General features: G+C 66.4%; 4 protein-coding genes. 1 reads left to right on the top strand and 3 read right to left on the bottom strand.

Features of this window, described 5'->3' with window-relative positions; all coding sequences use genetic code 11:
- Positions 1–21 precede the first annotated feature (21 nt).
- Together HUU95_RS10860 and HUU95_RS10855 are read right to left on the bottom strand one after the other, a co-directional pair.
- Entirely contained in the window at positions 22–498 is a 477-nt protein-coding gene (locus HUU95_RS10860) for a DUF4142 domain-containing protein (RefSeq protein WP_254602751.1), read from the bottom strand.
- A 17-nt stretch (positions 499–515) separates the two neighbouring features.
- Positions 516–1,613 carry an alpha/beta hydrolase gene (locus tag HUU95_RS10855; protein ID WP_254602750.1) on the bottom strand — a complete coding sequence of 366 codons (1,098 nt, stop codon included), beginning with the start codon at positions 1,611–1,613 and terminating at the stop codon, positions 516–518.
- Positions 1,614–1,721: 108 nt separating this feature from the next.
- Between HUU95_RS10855 and HUU95_RS10850 the strand changes: the two genes are divergently transcribed.
- Positions 1,722–2,471, top strand: coding sequence for a Crp/Fnr family transcriptional regulator (locus tag HUU95_RS10850; RefSeq protein ID WP_174280125.1), 750 nt, complete (start codon positions 1,722–1,724; stop codon positions 2,469–2,471).
- Between the two features lie 211 nt (positions 2,472–2,682).
- Here HUU95_RS10850 and HUU95_RS10845 read toward each other — a convergent pair whose 3' ends face one another.
- Positions 2,683–3,543 carry a Crp/Fnr family transcriptional regulator gene (locus HUU95_RS10845; protein ID WP_217429819.1) on the bottom strand — a complete coding sequence of 287 codons (861 nt, stop codon included), beginning with the start codon at positions 3,541–3,543 and terminating at the stop codon, positions 2,683–2,685.
- Positions 3,544–3,653: the final 110 nt, after the last annotated feature.

The following is a 3,653-nucleotide window of genomic DNA, read 5'->3' as shown; positions in this document are numbered from 1 at the left end:
GTTGCCGTCCCGCCACTGCGGCTACATGGACTTGAGCATGTCGACATGGGCTTGGACGACCGGCACGATCGCGGTCGCCACCGCCTTGAGCGCCGGGGCGGTGCCGTCCATCGCATAGGCTTTCTGCACGTTCAGCGCCTGGTTGTGCGACGCCTTCTGCTGCGCGACGTAGGTGGCGTCGCGCGCCGGGCCACTCTCGGCACGCAACTGCGCGATCAGCTCCGCCTGCACAGGCATCAGCGCCGGCGGTGGCGTGGCCACGCGCGAGCGGGCGGCGGCCGACTTGACCTGCGCCGTGCTCCTGGCGTGATCGGCGATCATCGCTTGCGCGAACTGCCGGACCTTGGGGTCCTGCGTCGACTGGAGCACGATCTGGCTCGACTGGCGCTCGTACAGGTCGCTCGCGCCAGCGGTCTTCACATATTCGGCCGGCGCCATGACCTGCGCCGCGGCGGGCGCAGCGATCAGCGCGGACAAGGCGAAAAGGGTCTTGTTCATCTCGGTCTCTCCTGGGCTCAGCGGGCGAAGGCGGTCTTGAGCCGCGCGATCGCGTAGTTCTCCTGGTCGAAGGCGCCGCGCACCACCTTCCCCATGCCGAATGACTCGTGGGTCACGCCCGCGAAGGTCCGCTGCTCCACGCGATCGCCGGCCGATCGCATCGCGGCGGCGAGCGTCTCGCCGTCGGATCGCAACGGATCGATCTGGGAGTTGACGATGGTGGTCGGCGGCAGGCCGCGCAGGTTGGCACCGACCAGGTTCAGCCGGGGATCCTGCATGTCGGCCATGCTGTTCGTATAGAAAGAACCGAACCACTTCAGCATGGCGGCATTGAGTGGCTTGGCATTGGCCGAATCCATGCGGGACGGCAGGTCGGTGGCGCTGTTCGCGATCGGGTAGACCGCCAGGACGTGGACCGGCGCGGGCAGGTTGTTGTCGCGCGCGTAGATCGCGGTGGCGACGGCGAGATTGCCGCCAGCACTCTCGCCGGCCAGCGCCACCTTGGTCGTATCGCCGCCCCAGGTCGCTGCGTTCTGCAGCGTCCAGCGATAGGCGGCGACCGCGTCCTCGTGCTGGGCCGGGAACTTGGCCTCCGGCGCATGGCGGTACTCGACCGACACTACGACCGCGTTGAGCTGCTTGCTCATCAGCCGCGGTACGGCGTCATAGGCGTTCACGTCGGCGATCACCCAGCCGCCGCCATGGTAATAGACGATCACGGGCAGACCGGTGCCGCCCGCCGCCGGCCGGTAGACGCGGGCATACTGCATCGGGTCCGCCCCGTAGGGCAGGTCCTGCGTCACCACGGCGGGGTCGGGCGCGGTGGACTGACCCTGCCGGCGCATCACCGCCTTGAGCGCGTCGGGAAAAGCGGGCTGGATGCGCGCCTTGACCGGCGTCAGCGTCTCGATCGGCTTGGGGCCGAGCGCCGCCAGCGCGTCCAACACCGCCTGCATGTCGGCGGCGGCCCTGGGCGGCCGCGTGGCCATTGCGGGCGGCGGTGGCGGTGGCGCGGCGTTGGGCGAGTTGGTCGACTGCGCCGCCGTCAGCGTGGACAGACCCAGCATCGCCGTCGCGGCGAACAGGCGGGCGGTTCTTTTGAATGTGGATGCCATGTATGATCTTCCCCGTTTATTCGGCGTTCACAAACGGATCCGCCCTCCGATTGGTTTCGGTGCGGTAGCGTGCGCAACGGGTTCGACGGGATGCGGGGAGGATCAGGTATGGCGGTGGCGGAACAGCTTGGGGATAGGGAGTGCCTTGCGCAGGCGGACATAGGTAACCTGCTGCTGCGGTTCATGACGCCCGCCGACTATGCCCTGCTGCGGCCACACCTGCGAAGAGTGCCGGTCTGTAACGGGGACGTGCTTGGTCGGCACGGAGCGCCGATCGAGCGCGTCTGCTTCCTCGAAGGCGGGATCGCCGGTTTCCTGAATGTGCTCGAGGGCGGGCGCCGCGTCGCCATCGGCCTGCTCGGACGGGAGGGCTTCGCGGGCTGGCCGCTGCTCATCGATCTTGACCGGTGGCCCCACGACGTGGTCGCCCGCGGACCAAACGCGACCGCGCTTGCGATGCAGGCCGCCGACCTGCGGGTCGCGCTGGACTCGAGCGAAACCCTGAGATCATTCCTCGCCCGCTACGTCTCCGCCTTCGTCGCGCAGATGACCGGCACGCTGACGTCCAACCTCGTTCAAACGGTCGAGGAGCGAACGGCGCGGTGGCTCCTCATGTACCACGATCGCATCGACGGCGACGAGGTCGTCATCACGCACGACGAGCTGGGCGCCATGTTGGGTGCGCGCCGCGCCAGCATCACCGACGCACTCCACCGCCTGGAGGGCGCCGGCGGCATCAAAAGCGGGCGTGGCAAGCTATTGATCCGGGACCGCGCCGGCCTCATGGCGCTGGCAGGCGCCACCTATGGTCCGGCGGAAGCCGAGTACCGCCGCTTGATGACGCCCCTTCCGAGCTGAGCCGTTCTCGAAGCTGTCGCATGCAAACGGTTCACGGCCGGGGCCGAACAGCTGGACCAAGTCTGACGTATGCGATGGGGCAATTCGACCCAAACCCGGTCATTCACGCACGCTGTTTCGCTCCCGAACTCCCGCCGCTCGTTCATCATTGGTCAGCTGGTCCGCGACCGGTGTCACAACCGTTCGGTTGTGACACTCGCGGCCTTAAGGCTTACTGCGGGTGTGATTCCTTGCCCTCGAATGGCAGGACCACCGACTCCCGACCTAGCGGGCCGATGAGGTGCCGATACTCGGCTTCGGGCACGCCATAGCTGTCGCCCGCCAGTTCTTCGAGCTTTTCGCGATCACGAATGATGACGCGCCCGCGCTTGGAGTGAATCATGCCAGCACCCTCCAGGATATGGAGGGTGACGGTGACGCCGCTGCGATCGGCCGAGATCATCATGCTCATGAACTCGTGCGTCAGCGCGATCTCGTCGCCGTCGACCCGATCGTGGCACATTAGCAGCCAGCGAGCGAGCCGGCCTTCCACGCGATGGCTGGCGTTGGTCGCCGTGCTCTGCGCCGACTGTACAAGTGCCGTCTGGACGTAGCGGAGCAGCATCGTGCGCAGGCTTTCGCTCTGTCTTATCGCGGAGAGATACTGGTTCGTATCGATGCGCAGGGCGGTCGAGCCATCGACCTGAACGAAGCTCTCGTGCGGCGAGCGGTCGGTACCGAGCAGGACGCATGTCGCCGACACGCCCTCCCGACCGAAGATGCCGGCTTCGGTGCGCCCGCTGTTCGCCATCACGGAGACAATCGAAACGATGCCCCCTTCAGGAAAATAGACGTGCTCGATAGGCTCGTTTGAAAATACAATCATTTGTTCGCGTGCAATTTTCACACGCGTCAGGTGCGGCTTCAGCAGTTCGAGATCGTCGGCGGTCAGCGCGCCGAGCAGGGTGTTGGTGGTGAAACGCTCATCTGGCCGCGACATGATCGCCCCTCGAACCTTGGGGCGAAAGCAAAACGCATCTTCCAGTCGTTCGCGCCCGGGATGCCGGCGAACGATCTTCAGAATTATAGTCACGGCCGATCGAGCGGCCAGCAAACTCTCTGTGTGCTACCCAACAGTCCGCGAGGCAGTCAGACGCTCAAAGCGGCGGCGCGGCCCGGCCGTCGAACGGGAGCACGACCGAC

The sequence above is a fragment of the Sphingomonas bacterium genome, assembly GCF_903643065.1.
In the GTDB taxonomy this organism is placed as follows: domain Bacteria; phylum Pseudomonadota; class Alphaproteobacteria; order Sphingomonadales; family Sphingomonadaceae; genus Sphingomonas.
The sequence above is the reverse complement of the archived record's forward strand: the minus strand, read 5'-3'. Positions and strand labels throughout refer to the sequence as shown.